This window comes from Micromonospora sp. DT48, from assembly GCF_049844495.1.
Taxonomy (GTDB): domain Bacteria; phylum Actinomycetota; class Actinomycetes; order Mycobacteriales; family Micromonosporaceae; genus Micromonospora.
In genome coordinates this window covers 58,164-72,541 of the sequence record NZ_JBNCLE010000005.1, presented here as the reverse complement: position 1 = coordinate 72,541, position 14,378 = coordinate 58,164, and the positions used below count along the sequence as shown (strand labels likewise).

10 protein-coding genes, 1 tRNA gene and 1 pseudogene are annotated in these 14,378 nt (G+C 67.9%); 6 read left to right on the top strand and 6 right to left on the bottom strand.

What is annotated here, in order from left to right; translation table 11 throughout:
• Positions 1-149 precede the first annotated feature (149 nt).
• Together ACLQ2S_RS03355 and ACLQ2S_RS03350 are read right to left on the bottom strand one after the other, a co-directional pair.
• Positions 150-1,865, bottom strand: a complete 1,716-nt coding sequence (locus ACLQ2S_RS03355) for a BTAD domain-containing putative transcriptional regulator (RefSeq protein WP_425701086.1) — start codon at positions 1,863-1,865, stop codon at positions 150-152.
• 628 nt (positions 1,866-2,493) lie between these two features.
• Positions 2,494-4,044, bottom strand: coding sequence for a hypothetical protein (locus ACLQ2S_RS03350; RefSeq protein ID WP_425701085.1), 1,551 nt, complete (start codon positions 4,042-4,044; stop codon positions 2,494-2,496).
• A 171-nt stretch (positions 4,045-4,215) separates the two neighbouring features.
• On the opposite strand from ACLQ2S_RS03350, the gene ACLQ2S_RS03345 reads away from it, so the two are divergent.
• From ACLQ2S_RS03345 to ACLQ2S_RS03325, 5 genes are all read left to right on the top strand, one after another.
• Positions 4,216-7,392: a non-ribosomal peptide synthetase gene (locus ACLQ2S_RS03345; protein ID WP_425701084.1), complete on the top strand. Its 3,177-nt coding sequence runs from the start codon at positions 4,216-4,218 to the stop codon at positions 7,390-7,392.
• Complete coding sequence (locus ACLQ2S_RS03340) at positions 7,382-8,212, top strand: alpha/beta fold hydrolase (protein WP_425701083.1); 831 nt, start codon at positions 7,382-7,384, stop codon at positions 8,210-8,212. Before ACLQ2S_RS03345 ends, ACLQ2S_RS03340 begins: the two co-directional genes overlap by 11 nt.
• Positions 8,209-9,501, top strand: coding sequence for an MFS transporter (locus ACLQ2S_RS03335; RefSeq protein WP_309222914.1), 1,293 nt, complete (start codon positions 8,209-8,211; stop codon positions 9,499-9,501). Before ACLQ2S_RS03340 ends, ACLQ2S_RS03335 begins: the two co-directional genes overlap by 4 nt.
• A 95-nt stretch (positions 9,502-9,596) precedes the next feature.
• The gene (locus ACLQ2S_RS03330) at positions 9,597-10,379 is read left to right on the top strand and encodes an alpha/beta fold hydrolase (protein WP_425701082.1); all 783 of its coding nucleotides are present in this window, start codon (positions 9,597-9,599) and stop codon (positions 10,377-10,379) included.
• A gap of 102 nt (positions 10,380-10,481) precedes the next feature.
• Entirely contained in the window at positions 10,482-11,264 is a 783-nt protein-coding gene (locus tag ACLQ2S_RS03325) for a helix-turn-helix domain-containing protein (protein ID WP_309222915.1), read from the top strand.
• Positions 11,265-11,295: 31 nt separating this feature from the next.
• On the opposite strand, the gene ACLQ2S_RS03320 is transcribed toward ACLQ2S_RS03325, so the two are convergent.
• Positions 11,296-11,955, bottom strand: a complete 660-nt coding sequence (locus tag ACLQ2S_RS03320; protein ID WP_425701081.1) for a hypothetical protein — start codon at positions 11,953-11,955, stop codon at positions 11,296-11,298.
• Between the two features lie 15 nt (positions 11,956-11,970).
• The gene (locus ACLQ2S_RS03315; protein WP_425701080.1) at positions 11,971-12,699 is read right to left on the bottom strand and encodes a hypothetical protein; all 729 of its coding nucleotides are present in this window, start codon (positions 12,697-12,699) and stop codon (positions 11,971-11,973) included.
• A 256-nt stretch (positions 12,700-12,955) separates the two neighbouring features.
• Between ACLQ2S_RS03315 and ACLQ2S_RS03310 the strand changes: the two genes are divergently transcribed.
• Positions 12,956-13,837 (top strand): hypothetical protein, encoded by an 882-nt coding sequence (locus ACLQ2S_RS03310; RefSeq protein ID WP_425701079.1) that lies wholly within the window; start codon positions 12,956-12,958, stop codon positions 13,835-13,837.
• 119 nt (positions 13,838-13,956) lie between these two features.
• On the opposite strand, the pseudogene ACLQ2S_RS03305 reads toward ACLQ2S_RS03310, so the two are convergent.
• Both ACLQ2S_RS03305 and ACLQ2S_RS03300 read right to left on the bottom strand, forming a co-directional pair.
• Positions 13,957-14,082, bottom strand: a pseudogene (locus ACLQ2S_RS03305) (NUDIX domain-containing protein); the annotation flags it as partial.
• 218 nt (positions 14,083-14,300) lie between these two features.
• A tRNA-Lys gene (locus ACLQ2S_RS03300) sits at positions 14,301-14,376 on the bottom strand.
• Positions 14,377-14,378: the final 2 nt, after the last annotated feature.

Genomic DNA, 14,378 nt, shown 5'->3' with positions numbered 1-14,378 from the left:
CGGGCGGTCCTCGGCAATTCCCCGTGAGTCGTGCCTCGGTAACCCGCAGCGACGATGGGCAGCCCGCGAGGTGGATCTGACAGGGCTGCGCGAATACGAGAGTCCCGCCTACTGGACGAGCCGGGACTAGATGGTGAGTCAGTGCCGGATCAGGTCAGTTGCAGGCAGTAAGCACGAACGAGCTCGTTCATGCGGTAGCGGCCCTGACCTATCGCATTGAGCAGGTGGAAATCGACCAGTTCCTCGAGCAGCCGAACGGCCCGGGAGACGGACAGGTTTGCCATCCTCGCCACCTGGTCCGGCTCGATGTCCTGTACCTCGATGCGCCCGAGCAGCCGGAACAACCGCTGGTGTTCAGGGTCGAGCCAATAGAAGGACATGTCGAAGGCGGCGGCCACCCCGGTGTTCTCGGTGTTCAACTCGGCCAGCCGGGACTCGTTGTCCGCGAGCCGCGCGGCCAGGTAGGACACGCTCCAACTGGTCCGGTCGCGTAGCCGAACCGCAGCGCTGCGGATGGCGAGCGGCAGCCGCCCGCAGAGGCGCAGGATCTCGTCCACGGCAGCCGTCTCCGCGAGCGGCCGGTCGTCACCCACCACGCTGTTGAACAGGTCCCGTCCTGCCGCGATGGAGAACTCGGACAGCGATAGCTGACAGGTCGAGTGCAGGCTGGGCAGCCGCCGCCGGCTGGTCACGATGGTCAGACATCCGGCCGCGCCGGTCAGCAGCGGCGTGATGTGAGACGTGCTCGCAGCGTCGTCGAGGATGACCAGAACCCGCTTGCCGCGCAGCCGGTTGTGCCACGCCGCGCGCCGTCCATCCAGATCCGCGGGGATCGACTCGGTGGGTACGCCGGAAACACGCAGCAGCATGGACAGGACCGACGACACCTCCGTCCATCGTCCTCCGATGCCGTGCGCGCCGAGATCGACGAAGATCTGACCGTCCGGGTACGTCGCCGCGAGCCGCCGACCCAGGTGCAGGGCGAAGGCGGTCTTGCCGATACCCGCCATCCCGTCGATCGCGACGACGGCCGCTGGCACCACACCCGCCCCTTCGATGTGCCGCCGCAGCGCCTGCACCACTGTGGCTTCTTCCCGTTTCCGGCCGGTGAGCCGAACCGCCTCGGCCGGCAGGTTGTGCCACGGGTACGCCGGCTCGGACGCGGCGACCGGCGCGACGGCGGTCGGCGCGGCGGTGACCGGGTCGGCGGCGGTCGGCTCGGCGTCGGCCGGCACACCGTTCGCGAGAATCCGCAGGTGCAGTTCCTGCAACTGCGGCTCCGGGTCCACACCCAGTTCGTCGCGTAGGAGACGGCGGGCGGTGTCGAACACCTTCAACGCCTCCGCCCGGGCACCGGAACGGCACAACGCGATCATCAACTGCGCCACGAAGCGCTCACGGAACGGGTTCTCGGCCACCGCCTTGGTCAGCTCGCCGATGAGCGACGTATTTTCGCCGCTCTCCAGTTCGAGATTGAAACATTGTTCGAGAACGGTCAGCCGCAGTTCCTCAACGCTGACGACCTGGGACAGCAGTGGCGCGCTGGTCAGCCCGGCCAGAGCCCGTCCGCGCCAGATCGACAGGGCGGAGCGCAGTGCCTTGATCTTGAGCGCCGGCTCGGTTTCCAGTCCAGCCAGCTCCACCTGCCGGGTGAACTCCTCGAGGTCGAGCGTCGCGTCCGCGCGGTCGAGCTGATAGCCGTCGCCGACCGCACAAATCGTGACCCCGGTACCCGCCAGCAGATGGCGCAGATGTGACACCGCGTTGCGGATCTGCTTGGAGGCGGTCGACGGTGCGACGTCGCTCCACACCGCGTCGACGAGTCGGGAGAGCGCGACCGGCTTACCGTCGGCAAGAAGGAGCATCCCCAGGACGATCTGTTGCTTCGCGCCGTTGATACGGATCGTCGTATCGTGCGCCTGACAGTCGAGCGGTCCGAGGATACGAAACACCGTAACCGGCACTAGTTACCCCCGTAACTAGGTGGCGATCTGTCGGGCGGTGCCGCTACCCGACGACGGTGGTCAAACCGGATCTCGCCATTGCCGGCAGGCGATGAGCAGGTCTGTCTTCACAGCAGCGTGAAGCGCAATCGGGTCCGGGGCCGTTACGATAACGACGCCTCGAACCCTTCGTCAATGATGAATATGACACCCAGACAGCATCGCGTGACTGTGGGTAATCGCCACAGTGATGACGTCCGAGGTACCGCGCCGTGCCGATGCCCTCCCCGGGGGATGGAGGGCATCGGCGTAGGCGGACCGCGGAACTCCACGGGTTCACCCAGCACGGTGTCGAGCCGGATATCTCGAAGTCACGGGTTGCCAGCCGATGATGCCGGGCGTGCCACCCGGCGGTCTTGTACGAATTTGACGTGACGGCCGGAGTGCGACGCAAGGTCCGGCCGTGCCCGCACAAGACTTCCGCAAGGTCCTCGCCGACTGACCTGGTTGGCACGGGCCCGGGGCCGTGGAGTCGTCGGACAGGCCCTGGTCACCCCGCGAACGCTGCCTTCAGCGCGTCCGCGGAGACTCCCTCCGGCAACGGAAGCCCCAGGAGGACGAACAGTGCGGTCAGGAACGCCACGCGCTCGGATTCGCCGATCGTGCCGCCACGGCGGATGGTCTTCGCGGTTGGTCCGACGGCCTTGAACGCAGCCGCGAAATCGGCGGCGGAGAGCGCCGTGACGATTTGTCCGGCCGCCTGCGAGGGAGCGGTTTCCTGCTCACCGGAGCCGGCCGCCGCCGTTGCGTGATCCTTCGCGATCCTGCCGATCTGCTCGCCCATCTGGGCCTTCACCGAGACCGTCTCGTCCGGTCGGCCGGCGACGAGCAACGCACCGTCCAACCATTGCGGCTCGACGCTCTGCGCGGACCCGACACGGGCCACCGGCACCACCAGGACCGGCGGGTGCTCGACATCGAGGTCGAACATCAGCAGACGCAGCCACAACAGGTCGGTTGCGACCGCGTCCGTGGAACAGACGATCACCGGGGCCTCCGCAGCGAACTCGGTCGCCGCGTCGAGCAGCGGCGTTCCCTGCAGCGACGCCGAGGAAGTCGGGCCCGTCCCGGTCGACTCGGTGAAGCTACGCGCCCTCAGCGCGGGCGACCAACGGACGTCTCCGGCGGGGTCCGCCTTGAGCACGGCGAGCGGTACCCGGCCGAGCGAGAAGGATTCGGCGCGGTCGGCATGCCCGGCCTCCATCAGGTCACTCAGGTAGGCGTCCACTGCCTGCTCGTGGCTTCGGCCATCGTGCCGGCCCGCCCGTACCACCTTCCCGGTCTTGATGATCGGTGGCGTCAGCCAACTGGCCGGGTCGGCACTGGGCTCGTGCGGCCCGAGGCCGAACCGGACCGGCAGCCCGGTGGCGAGCGCGAACTCCAAATCGGCAGCCGAGTGCGCCGGGTTGACGATGACCGCACCGGTGCCGAACTCGGGCTTGACCCAGTCCGCGACCCACACCGGAAGCAGATCACCGTGCAGTGGATGGCGCACGAAGCGGCCACTGAAGTACGGCCGTCTCTGCACCTCGGATCCCGCGAGCGCCTCATGGTCCGGATGAACCGCCACCGCGCAGGCTGCGGTGAACGGCGACCAGTCGGTCGTGAAGGTGCTGAGAGCACCACCGCTCGCCGCGCCCGTCACCGGGTCGGCGAACGGCAGGTGAAAGACCGCCCCCGGTGCCCGACGCAGCGCCTTCTGCTGCTTGGCGTCCAACCGCGAGCCCCAGGACGGCGCCGACCCCTTGGCCACTGCGGCGAGCGCGGCCGGTGAGGGCGTGTAGGTCAGCGTCCAGGGTCCTGCCTCCTCGTCGTCGGCGCTCACTGCGAGCCTTCCCGCGGACGCCAGGGCCCGCAGCACGGCCACCGTGGACATCGCCGACGCCGACGCCGAGGTGCCACGAAGCACATCGAGCCTCTCGCAGGCGGCGGTCACCGCTTTCAACCGCCGCTCATGCAGGTCATTCGCCGCAGCGCCGATTGTCATGATCTTGCTAGTCACGTTTCGCCTCCACCATTGGGTCGCCAGGACCACCGACATAGTAGGGCCCGATATCCCCAGAAAATGCGCACGGGTGTGGCCTTTGGGACAGATCAAGAACGTACAAGACCTGATGGCCGGGAGCCGACACGATCGAGCCGACAGGACCGTCCGCGGTCTGATTGGTTTGGAGCGGATGCAGCGATGGCGATAGACGATTCCGGTACTCGAGTGGAGCGACTCTCGGTTGGCCAGGAGCAGTTGTGGTTCCTTGAGCAACTGGCACCCGGACTCGCCACGTACAACGTCGCGGTGGCCCATCGGATTCGCGGACCGCTGGACAGCGCGGCACTCAGGACCGCCCTCACCGAACTCGTCCGGCGACACGAATTGCTGCGTGGGACAGTGACCACGGTCGACGGTACGCCCGGGATGGTGATCGCTCCGCCGTCGGATGTCCCACTTCCGGTCAGCGATCTGACCGACGAAGCTCCCGAGTCGCGTGAAGCCACCCTCGCGGAGAGCCTGCGGGAACACGCCACCATGGCGTTCGACCTCACCGGCGGACCGCTGTACCGGTTCAAACTGTTCCGCCTCGGCCCGGACGAACACGTGTTGTCCCTCGCCTTCCACCACATCGTCACCGACGGATGGTCGACCAGCCTGCTGCTGAGGCAGCTTCCGGACGCGTACGCCGCCGCCCGCAGCGGCGACGGGACGACCTCGGCCAAGCACGACTCGGCCGATGTCGTCCGCTATGTCGACTTCGCGGCCGCGCAACGCGCCGCGCTCGACGACGGTGAGCTGGAGGAGCAGCTCCAGTACTGGCAGCAGCAGTTGGACGGCGCCGTCCCACTGGAGATTCCCACCGACCGGCCGCGCCCGGCCGAGCCGAGCTTCGCCGGTACCTCCGTGGCAGCCGATCTGCCCGTCGGACTCGTCAAGGCCGTGCGGACGCTGGTCGACCGGGAGGGCGTGTCCCCGTTCACGGTTCTGTCGTCCGCGCTGATCGTGGTCCTCAGCCGATACAGCGGTCACGACGACATCTGCCTGGGCACGGCCGCGCTCGGGCGCACCGACCCGGACCTTGAGCAGGTGGTCGGATACTTCACGAACATGGTGGTGCTTCGCACCACGCTGCACGACGATCCCAGCTTCACCGAGCTCGTCGGCCGGGTTTCCGACACGATGCTCGACGCATACGACAACCAGGACGTGCCCTTCGAACGTGTCGTCGACCGTCTCAGCCCGCACCGCGACCCGGGCCGTAATCCACTGTTCGGGGTCTGCGCCCAGTTCCTCACCGACCACACCGCCGGCACCAGTCTGGACCTGCCCGGACTGACCGCGGAGGCTGTCGAAGCGCCGTCCCTCGGAGCGCGTTTCGACCTGGCCTTGACGTTCGTCGAGTCGCCGGAGCGGTTGCGGGTGTTCGTCGAGTATGCCCTCGACATCTTCGACGGCTGGCGGATCGACGCCCTGGTCCGTCATCTCACCCAGGTGCTCTCCACGGCGTGCGCACAGCCGGACCGGCCGGTGTCGGAACTGCCACTGCTGGACGAGAAGGAGACTGAGGAGCTGCTGGCAGCCGGCACAGGTGAGATGCTCGTCCACGCCGACGAGCCGGTCCACGTCGCGATCGCCCGTCGAGCGCAGGAACAGCCGAACCATCTCGCCGTAACGTGCGAAGACGACAGTTTGACGTACGGCGAGCTGGATCGCAGGGCGTTCGAGGTCGCCGCCTTCCTGCGCAGCCGTGGCGTAGGTGAGGGTCAGGTCGTCGCCGTCGCGGTGGAGCGGGACCTGGACGCGCTCGTCACGCTGCTCGGCGTCCTCAAGGCCGGTGCCGCCTTCGCGGTCGTGGACCCCTCGCACCCGGCCGGTCGGCTGGAGTACATCCTGAAGGACACCGCTGCGCCCGTGGTCATGACGCAGTCCCGCGTCCGGGACGGGATCCCGGAGACCGGGCCATGGTCGATCGTGGAGATCGACAAGGAACGGGAGGCGTTCGCCGAGGCGGCAGCCGCGGCCCAGCCCTGGACTGAGGTGGGCCGGGACTCGCTCGCCTACGTCCTGTACACCTCGGGTTCGACCGGGCAACCCAAGGGTGTGCTCATCGAACACCGCGCACTCCAGTCGTTCATCGCCTCGTACCGTCGGGTCTTTGATCTCCAGCCCGACGACAGGATGCTCCAGCTCGCGGCGCTGACGTTCGACATGTCGCAGGGAGAGATCTTCGCCGGCCTCACCGCCGGGGCGAGTCTGGTCCTCGTCGACAAGGAGACCGGGACTTCGCCCACCGGGATCGCCACGCTCATGCGCCAGCAGAAGGTCACCTACATCTGCATGTCACCGGCGATGCTGGCGCTGGTCGAGTCAGGACCGTACCCGGCGCTGCGGAAGATCATGGCGGGCGGTGAGGCGGTACCGGCCGAGATGGTCGCCAAGTGGAACCTGCCGGGACGTCGACTGATCAACTGCTACGGCCCTACCGAGGCCGCGGTCGGCTGCACGTCCTACGAGTGCCCGCACGAGCCCGCTCGCAGCGCGCCACCGATTGGCAGGCCCTTCACCGACCGTCGCATGTACGTGGTCGACAAGGCCGATCGCCTGGTCCCCCGCGGTGTCCCCGGGGAACTGCTGATCGGCGGTGAGGAGGGCCTGGCCCGCGGCTACCTGAACCAGCCGGAGCTGACCGCAACCGCGTTCGTCGAGGACCCGTTCCGACCCGGTAGCCGGGTCTACCGCAGCGGCGACATCGTCCGCTGGAACAGCGACTACCAGCTGGAGTTCCTGGGCCGCGCCGACGGGCAGATCAAGTTGCGGGGTCTGCGAATCGAGCTGGAAGAGATCGAGTCGGCGCTCATGTCGCACCCGGATGTCGGCGTCGCCGCGGTGGCCCTACGACCGGATCGCCGGGGCGAGGGGCGTCTGGTCGGGTACGCCGCTCCCGCCGCCGACCGGCAGCCGGATGCCACGGAGCTACGCGCCCACCTCGCCGAACGGCTGCCCGACTACATGATTCCGACCGCCTGGGTGTTCCTCGACGAGCTGCCGCTGACCACGGCGCGCAAGGTGAACCGCAAGGCGCTGCCGGACCCGGTCGACGTCGATCCCGAGGAGGACTACGTCGCGCCGGAGGGCGACACCGAGACGGCTATCGCCCGGATCTATGCCGAGGTGCTTGAGGTCGACCGGGTGAGCGCGACGGTGGCGTTCTTCGCTGCCGGCGGCAACTCACTACAGGCGATGCGAGTGGTCAGTCGTCTGGGCAAGGAGTTCGGTGTGAAGCTGCGCATGCGAACGATGTTCGCCGACGCGTCGGTGCGCTCGGTCGCAGCCGAGGTGGACCGGCTGGTCCTGACGCGGGCGGCGAAGGCCACGGGAGGGTCCGGCAGTGGACGCTGACCTGCTGGTGCCGTTCGGCGACGGCGACGGCGACGGATCACCCCTGTACTGCGTACACTCAGCCTCCGGCTCCGCCTACACCTACCTACCTATGTCCGGGATGCTCGACGGTCGGCGCGTGGTGGGCATCGAGGCGCCGGGGTACGACAGCGACGACCTGCCCCCCACCGATCTGCGCACCCTCGCGGACCGCTACGCCCGCGTGGTGGCGGACGACTGTGGGACGTCCGAGGCGTGTCTGCTCGGCTGGTCCATGGGCGGATCGGTCGCGTACGCCATGGCTTGGCGGCTGCGGGCGATGGGGATCGCCGTGCCGCTCGTCGTGCTCGTCGACGCGCTCATGCACCACACCGAGGCGGTACCCGCGACGCGCGAGATCCTCACCAGGTTCGCCATCAATCTGGCCAGGGAGGGCGGTGGCGGCCAGGTCGAGGACCGCGTGGTCGCCGAGCTACGCGCCTGGCCGGCCGACGCGCCGGTCACGCAGGCGTGGCCGCTACTGCGCCGCGGCGGCCTGATCCCCGAGGAGTTCGACGCGGACACGCTCAATCGCCGATTCGAGGTGTTCCGGCGTAACGTCCACGCTCTGCACCGGTACGCGCCCGAGCCCGGATACCCCGGCCGGTTGCTTGTCATCGACGGCGAGGATTCGGTACACGGCCACCAGCGGTGGACGGATGTGGCGCAGAACGTACGTGCCGTGACGGTGCCGGGTGACCATTTCTCGCTCTGGCGCGGCGCGGGCATGGCTGCGCTGGTTGAGCAGGTCAGGGAGGCACTACGCGAGGCGTGTCCAGCGGCCCAGAAGGTCCGGGCGTGACCACACGGCACGATGTGAAGTCGGGCGACACCACGGTCAAGAAGAGCCTGTGGCACAACAAGGACTTCCTGAGGTTCTGGTCCGGCGAGACCTTCTCGCTGTTCGGTGCGCAGATCACCATCCTGGCTCTTCCGCTGACCGCGGTGCTCACCCTCGACGCCAGACCCGAGGAACTCGGCGTCCTTCGATTCCTGCAGATGGTGCCGTACCTGCTGTTCGGGCCGCTGTTCGGAGTATGGGTCGATCGCTACCGGCGCCGTACGGCGATGATCGGGGCGAACGTCGTCCGCATGGTGCTGATCGGGCTGGTGCCGGTCCTGGCCGGACTCGGTCACCTGAACATGCCGCTGCTACTCATGATCACCTTTTGCGTCGGGATGGCCGCGGTGCTGTTCGACATCAGCTGGATGTCGTTCGTTCCCACGCTGATCCGTGATCCGGACCACCTCGTCGACGCCAACTCGAAGCTGGCCGCCACGTCCGCAACCGCCGACGCGGCCGGGCCCGGCGTGGCCGGATCGCTGGTGAACCTGCTGACAGCGCCTGTCGCGATGGCCGCGAACGCGGCGACCTACCTCGGCTCGGTCATCTCGCTGCTACTCATCCGCACCGAGGAGACGCCACCCCCGGCCACGGCGAAGCGGCGAATCCGGACGGAGCTGGCCCAGGGACTCAGCTTCGTCGCCCGTGACCGCCTGCTGCGATGGATCGCCCTGGTCGGTGGCCTGGCCAACTTCTTCATCTCCGCCACGCTGCCGATGTTCATCCTGTTCGCGGTACGCGACCGGGAGATCGCCTCCTCGGTGCTCGGTCTGACCTTCTCGATCGGGGCGTGCGGCGGAATCATCGGCGGGATCGTCTGTCGACGGCTGATCACACGGCTGCGCCTCGGTCGTGTCTACGCTGGCGGGCTCTGCGTCGCGTTCATCCCCACCGTGCTGCTGCCGGCGGCCAACGGGACGCCCTTCGTGCTGGGCGTCCTGTACACGGTCGCGTGGTTCCTCGGATCGCTCGGGCTGACGATCGTCAACATCGTGATCATGAGTGTGCGGCAGAACATCACGCCTCCGTCGCTGCTGGGCCGGATGAACGCGGCGGTACGCGCCGTGATGTTCGGGCTCGGTGCGCTCGGCGGCCTGGTTGCGGGGTTCATCGCGGCCGAGGTCGGGGTGCGCGAGGCTCTCTGGATCTCGACGGGCGGGTCGGTGGTGTTCGTGCTGTGCGCCGTCGCGTTGTCACCGCTCACCCGGCTACGCACCATGCCGCAGACCGCAGCGGACCCTGACTGACGAGGCCGCGTCGAGGTCCACGTCCACGCTGCGTGCTCGGCCGACGTGGTCAGCCTCGCCGCGCCCACTCGGCCGGATCGGAAGGAGGTTGCCTGATGCCCCATGCGATGGCCGCGGACGGGACACCTGTCGCTTTCGACCTGCGAGGAACCGGGCCCCCGCTCGTCCTGCTCTCCGGCCAGGCGAACAACCGCCACTGGTGGGACCGCGTACGCGGCGACTTCGACGACTCGTACACCACGATCGCGGTCGACTTCCGGGGCACCGGTGAAAGCGGCAAGCCCAACATCCCCTACAGCACCAGAGGGTTCGCCGACGATGTCCGGGCGGTGCTCGACGAACTGCGCGTCGAGTGCGCCCACGTGTATGGCACATCGATGGGCGGACGGGTCGCACAGTGGCTGGCCATCGATCACCCAGACCGGGTGGGTGCGCTCGTCCTCGGCTGCACCTCGCCCGGCGGCCCGCAATCGGTGGAGCGCGACCGAAGCGTCCGCCGGGCCCTCGCCGTGAACCAGCCCGCCGCCGCGCTCCTCGACCTGATGTACACGCCCGCCTGGCTGGCGGCGAATCCTGGACCGGTGACCACGCTGGGCGATCCAGCGATGCCACCATTCGCCCGGGCACGTCATCTGGCCGCCAGCAGCCAGCACGACGCGTGGGACTCGCTGCCGCAGATCACCGCGCCGACCCTGGTCATCCACGGAACCGACGACCGGCTGAGCCCTGTGGAGAACGCCCGCCTGCTGGTCGAGCGCATTCCCAACGCGACGCTGCTGCTGATTCCCGGCGCCCGCCACGCCTACTTCGAGGAGTGCCGAGAGGTCGCGGGGCCACGTGTGCTCAGCTTCCTGGCCGAAGCCGGGTCGGCAAGGTGACCGCGACAACTGACCGTGCCGCCCACCAGGCAGCCGGGTCCTGGCCTCCCGGCTGGCCAGGACCGGCGGTACGGCGGTAAACGGGCCTTGTACATTCGTGACGTGGACGCGGGCCAGCAGGTGACAGCGTGGCGGCCGGCGGTGGACGGCATCGTCGAGGTGCTGCACGCCCGGTTCACCAGGCACGCGTACCCGATGCACACCCACGGCTGCTGGACTCTGCTGATCGTGGACGATGGCATGATCGAGTACGACCTGCACCGCACTCACCACGGCGTACTACAGTCCCAAGTGACGCTGCTGCCACCGGACGTGGCGCACGATGGCCGGGCGGCGAGCCCCGGAGGCTTCCGCAAACGGGTGCTCTACCTGGAGCCCTGGATCCTCGACCCCGGACTCATCGGCGCGGCCGTGGACGACCCGAACCTGACCGAGCCGGTGCTGCGGCACCGGGTACACCTACTGCACCAGGCGCTGGTCCAGCCCGGCGAGGAGTTCGCCGCACAGAGCCGCTTCGCGCTCATTTGTGAAGGGCTCGCCCAACACCTCCGCCCGGCACCCATCGACCGACCCGAACCGGCGCTGGCCCGCCGGCTGCGCGGCCTGCTGGACGAGCGGGCGGTGGCCGGAGTGACGCTGGAAGAAGCCGCTCAGGAGCTGGACGCCAGCTCGGCGCACCTGGTGCGCTCGTTCACCGCCGCGTACGGGCTGGCGCCGCACGCGTACCTGACCGGACGGCGCATCGACGCGGCCCGGCGGCTGCTGCTGCGGGGCGTACCGGCGAGTCAGGTCGCCGCCACGACCGGCTTCTACGACCAGCCCCACCTGACCCGGCACTTCCGTCGCTACCTTGGCGTCACCCCCGGCCGGTACGCCGCCGGGTGACTCCCCGCTGGCCTCGGCCTCGCGGACATCCCTACCCGGGCCAGTTGGTTAGGTAGTCGTCAAACGACAGGTCATCGGGCCGCTGGCCACCGATCTCGACGTAACCGTCGATGTCCCGGTCGTACGGTGGGCCCACGATGATCGGTATCTCATGGGTGGAGTGACGGGCCAGGAACCGCCACACCGCCCGGTTGAGCACCGGCTGCCGAGAGTTCGCCGGAGCCTCCGGACCACCACGATGGAAGAACACCACCCGACCGTCGGCATCGCGTACCGCCTGCCCCAGGCAGAGCCGCTCCCGACATCGAAAACACGCCAGATAGCCGAGCTTCGACACATCCCACCCGTTACTCGGGTAGTCGGCGAAGTCGTCCTCGGGCCAACCGGCAAGGTAATCATCAAACTCGATGTCACCAGGCTCGTCGCCGCCGATCGTGGCTGGCGACCCGGGCGGCTCCCACATCTCGTCGTACTCAAGCTGAGAGTCGTAGATCACCTGCAACTGGTGACCGGCATGCTCCGCGAAAATCTTCCACAACGCCCCCGACATCTCCCGCGACTGACTGTGCTTAGGGATACTCGGGTGCGCGTAGGCGAAGTAAATGATGTCGTCCCACGAGTTACGCACCGGCTTGCCGAGAAAGAGGCGGACTCGTCGGCAGAGGCAGAACAGGCTGGCGTCAATCCCCACAGGTCGTCCCCCCGTTCAGCCCGGCACGCCCATGCCACGCGCGCCCGGCATCCACAAGCCCAGCGGCCTTCCGTCCGGAGACCGGAACGCCACCCACATGTTCTGATAGGTCGCCAACCGCGCATCAGAGCGGTTGCCCCAGAAGCGTTTCATCATGCCCTCCACAGCCGCCGCGTCGACACCGGGCGCTACCTGGACCAGCAGCTCTCCGTCGTATTGCATGTTGGGCCCCGCGTCGCTGAGTCGGCCCGGAAACTGGTTGGGTTTGCCGGCGAACGTCTTGATCTGTCGTCCCAGCACGAGCTTGCCCGACGCGTCGTAGAACAACACGTCGTATCCCTGGACGTTGTCCCCGGCCACCTTCGGCGTCGTCCCAGCCGGACCGTAAAGGGCAAGCTCCGCGTTCTTTCGCGTCAGCGCCGGGCCGGCCTGCTTGGAGTGCTCGGCAACCAGGGAGTCGATCGCCGCCTGTAGGTCGGCACCGGAAAGGGCGAGTACGCCTCCGCAGCCGCCACACGCCGCATACGCACGCTGGGTATTGCGGGCGAGCACCTCGACGGGATTGACCGGCGCAGCCTCGGGCTCACCCGAGGCTGCCGCCTCGCTGGCCGCCGGGGCGGCGGTCGCGGGCGAGAGGCTCTGGCCGACCGCTGACGGTTGTGCCTCACCATCTGCGCCGCAGCCCGTCAGTACAACCGACAGCACCACCGCAAGAAACGCACTCGTCCCCGTACGCATTGACATGTGACCCTCCCCCGGTCGTCCAAGAGCCTAGACAGCATCGACCGACCTATGTGGTCTATCAGCCATCCGACAGGGCTCAGCGATCAAAGTGGACCGATGGGGCACTCACCAGGAACTGTGCCCCCACGGGGGGCCCGGATTGCCGGAAGTTGAACCACCAGGTTCTGGGTACGACCATTGGCACCCATCACCGCCCCACGTAGGGTGATCGGTTAGTCACGTTGAGCGCAACGGACCGGGCGGCGACTTGCGGATGATGACCAACACCCACAGGGCGAACTGCGCCAACGCGCAAAGGCCGGGCTGCACATGCTCCGGCTGTGGGGGCTCGCTACACGGCTGGCAAGGATGGACGGACCTCGCCGCCGACGGGCCAGAGAGACGCGACGACCGGCGGCGCGAACTCAAGGACGAAGTAGAAGCAGACCAACGGACCGGACGCCAGAAATCCAACGCCAACAACCGGCAAATCTACTTCGACCTCGCACGCCTGGACATTGCCGATTACTTGTGGGCCACCGACAGTCGGCCGAAGACCAACGGCCGACTGCCACGCGATGCTGAACCAGCACCGGTGTCATCCGATCTCGGCCGGATCGACACCCTCGGCCGAACCGTCATGAGGGACACGTGGCACGAGATCTCAGCCGACGTAGACAGCCTCGTCCGGAACGAGTCTGACGCCAGGGAGGTCAAGAAGCGCTTGGCCGACCACACCTGGTGCAGCCTACTGGTGGCCTTGATCCAGTTGATAGAGAGGATCAACAAGGCCCTCGACCTGCTCACTGATACCGCCAAGCAGTTCATCAAGGACGCGTTGTCCCGGCGGTTCGATTCGGGGCTGCCCCGGATGGTGACCGACGCCGTCATCCGCATCGTCGTAGACAAAGTGTGGTCAGCCCTGACGAGGCTACTGGAAGCACACTTTCCCCTCTTGGGAACAGACACCCTACGCGCCCTCCGGATGCTGGCCACCTTCACCTGCCCCTCTGTCGAACACCACCCGGAGGTCTACAAGCATGCCGTCAGGCCGCTCATGGGCGACACGCAGGAAATCATCACGGACGAGATCAAAGAGAATGTCGTAACCCTTTTCAGCACCTGGTGGCGGCGGCGCGCTCCGGAAGCACTCGCCTGACGCCCAGTCGGGGGCGACGGGGCCCGATGACTTGGCTGGGCGGTGCCTGGACCAGCGCACGACCCTTGCTACCCGCGTCCTGCGGCTGGCCGCCCAAAGCGGCGGCCAGACCCCTACCTCGCCTCCAGGGAGACATCCGTCGACTCCACACCACCGCCCGGCGTCGTCCAGTACGGCGCCTGGCCGGACTTGATCCGCTTGATCAGCACGAGGCGGTCGTCCTCGTCCAGCAGAATCGCCCGCACCGACCTACGCACGACCAACCCCTATCCACACCCGAGGCGATGCACGAGCGGCAACACACCCGTGTGATCTTCGGGTGACCGCTGGCGTCGTACCGCCGTCCCACCGACGCCGCCCCGGTCCAACGGCTCCCGAGCACCCACCGAGCGACCAACCGCTACCCGGGTACACGAAGAAGGCCCCGACCGGCAGAGTTCTGCCAAGTCAGGGCCTTGCTCGTTGGTGCGCCGCCAGGGACTCGAACCCCGAACCCGCGGATTAAGAGTCCGCTGCTCTGCCAGTTGAGCTAGCGGCGCTC

Coding starts and splice junctions, on each gene's coding strand:
- ACLQ2S_RS03355 (WP_425701086.1), bottom strand. CDS start 1,865: ATGCTCCTTCTTGCCGACGGTAAGCCGGTCGCGCTCTCCCGACTCGTC.
- ACLQ2S_RS03350 (WP_425701085.1), bottom strand. CDS start 4,044: ATGTCGGTGGTCCTGGCGACCCAATGGTGGAGGCGAAACGTGACTAGC.
- ACLQ2S_RS03330 (WP_425701082.1), top strand. CDS start 9,597: ATGCCCCATGCGATGGCCGCGGACGGGACACCTGTCGCTTTCGACCTG.
- ACLQ2S_RS03315 (WP_425701080.1), bottom strand. CDS start 12,699: ATGTCAATGCGTACGGGGACGAGTGCGTTTCTTGCGGTGGTGCTGTCG.
- ACLQ2S_RS03310 (WP_425701079.1), top strand. CDS start 12,956: ATGACCAACACCCACAGGGCGAACTGCGCCAACGCGCAAAGGCCGGGC.